At 35.7% G+C, this 1,912-nt stretch carries 2 protein-coding genes; both read right to left on the bottom strand.

Annotation, left to right across the window (positions count from 1 at the left end):
- Positions 1–115: 115 nt before the first annotated feature.
- Positions 116–271, bottom strand: coding sequence for a hypothetical protein (locus tag IG80_RS15915; protein ID WP_198027382.1), 156 nt, complete (start codon positions 269–271; stop codon positions 116–118).
- Between the two features lie 43 nt (positions 272–314).
- On the bottom strand, positions 315–1,562 hold the full coding sequence (locus IG80_RS0111085; protein WP_032114100.1) for a hypothetical protein: 1,248 nt from the start codon (positions 1,560–1,562) through the stop codon (positions 315–317).
- Positions 1,563–1,912: the final 350 nt, after the last annotated feature.

Below are 1,912 nucleotides of genomic sequence, written 5' to 3'. Positions count from 1 at the left end.
GAGCATCCTGTTGCAACTTTGAGGTAAGGGAGTCGACTTGAAGGCCAAATATGAGAAAGCTTTTTCACATATGCTTTGGAGTCCTTAAACATCGTATAACTTCGTATAATGTATGCTATACGAAGTTATTACGCTTCTTTGCTTTAGGCTTGATATCCGGTTCTTCTTCATTTCTTAAAGGTTGGTAGCCACTTTTATTGAAGCTTGCATGTAATGGGAAACAAGAAAATATCAACCCTATAAATAAGTAAGTTATCCAACCTTTATTCATTTTCATATCCTCTTTTAGCTAATAAGTTAGTATTTATAATATACTATACACCCTTAAGATTTTTTTTCTTCCCTTTTTTATTTTTCTTCTGTCTCTCAAGTTTAGGTTCTTCTTCACTTGGAGAGCTTTCTTCCAATCCCTTGTCATAAAGGAAGGTATAAGGATGGCTTACTTTATCTTTAAAGTGGAGCAAGATATTATGATTTTCAGAAGCCTTGGTAGGAAAAAGAAAATACAGATGCTTTCTTTCATTATCAAGGTAAGCAAGTATAGTGGAGGAGGCTTCATCCCTGAGATCTATTTGTATTTGATGAGCCGAACTTGAAGAACTAGAGGTTGTGCCATGAGGTGTTGGCATGGGTTGACTTGCATCCCAAGCATTTAACAACTCTTCAAAAAAGGCTTTAAAAGCTTTCCGAGAAAAATTGTTGCTTTTGACAAAAGTGTGGATGAAAAAGCTTATATCTTCAAGGTCCTGGATGTCTTTGCTGAAAGCTCCATTAACATGGATGTGTTCATGAGCCCCGCCATAATACTGAGGAGTTTCACTTTGGCCTTCTTCTTTAAAAGAGCGATGAAGGCGATAAAATTCTTTCTTACAGTCAATATTCTTAGGTTTATAATTGTGGCCAGCTTTATTAAAAAACTTTTCAATCTCGACAACATAACGAGAATTTTCATAATGATAGCCAAATAAATAATCTTCATTATGACAACAGAAATTGATGTAATCGATGAATGATTTTTGAGCGCTTTTAAACTTTCCATAAAGAGGCTTTTTAACCCACTTTGTAGTCGTATCGTCTTTCATACCTCTCGTGAGAAGATAATCCAGGTTCTCAAGCACATGCATGTGAAACTTATTTAAATCTGAAGGGACAACTTCAGAAAGAGGCATACTCAAGCTACTGGTTGGAGCAAAAAGAGGAGGAACTTCAGGAAGCTTATCTCTTAACCGTTGTGTTTTAGCATAAGCAAGTTTGCTCAGAGGAGCAATTTCAGAACGTTCATAAGCCCATTTTAAAGATGGAATTAAATTAGGGACAAGATAGTTGGTAATATCTGCAACGCGGGGGCCTATGCCAAAAGTGATTACTCCTGCAGCTCCTACTGTCATAATAATCTTTGCGGTATCCCATTCATAATCAATAGAACTTGCTCTCGTGCTGAACTGAGCATGCTCACTCTCTGCTTCTTGGAATAAATCTTGGTAGCTTGCTTGGGAAGCCGTAAAGGATAAAAGGCTTAATGTCATCAGAAGAGCATTTTTAGGAAGGTTGAGAGAGACCATGATGAGAAACTCCAATAAAGTGTATTTTTACAACATTGCCAATATGGCTATTTATATTTACACTAAGCCATCCTTAAAAAGCAAGAAATATTATATTAAACTTTCATAAGAAAAAGTCATACGGTTCTGATAATCCTGTTGCAACTTTGAGGTAAGGGAGTCGACTTGAAGGCCAAATATGAGAAAGCTTTTTCACATATGCTTTGGAGTCCTTAAACATAAAACAACTTTTAACCCTCAAACTCTAAACATAATCCTTGATCCTTAACACAGTATCATAATCATGAACGTAATAACTTCGTATAGCATACATTATACGAAGTTATACGATTTTTAAGATAAAGATTTCT

Origin of the sequence: Candidatus Paracaedibacter symbiosus (assembly GCF_000757605.1) — a bacterium.
In the GTDB taxonomy this organism is placed as follows: domain Bacteria; phylum Pseudomonadota; class Alphaproteobacteria; order Paracaedibacterales; family Paracaedibacteraceae; genus Paracaedibacter_A; species Paracaedibacter_A symbiosus.
This window is presented reverse-complemented; position numbering and strand designations above follow the sequence as displayed.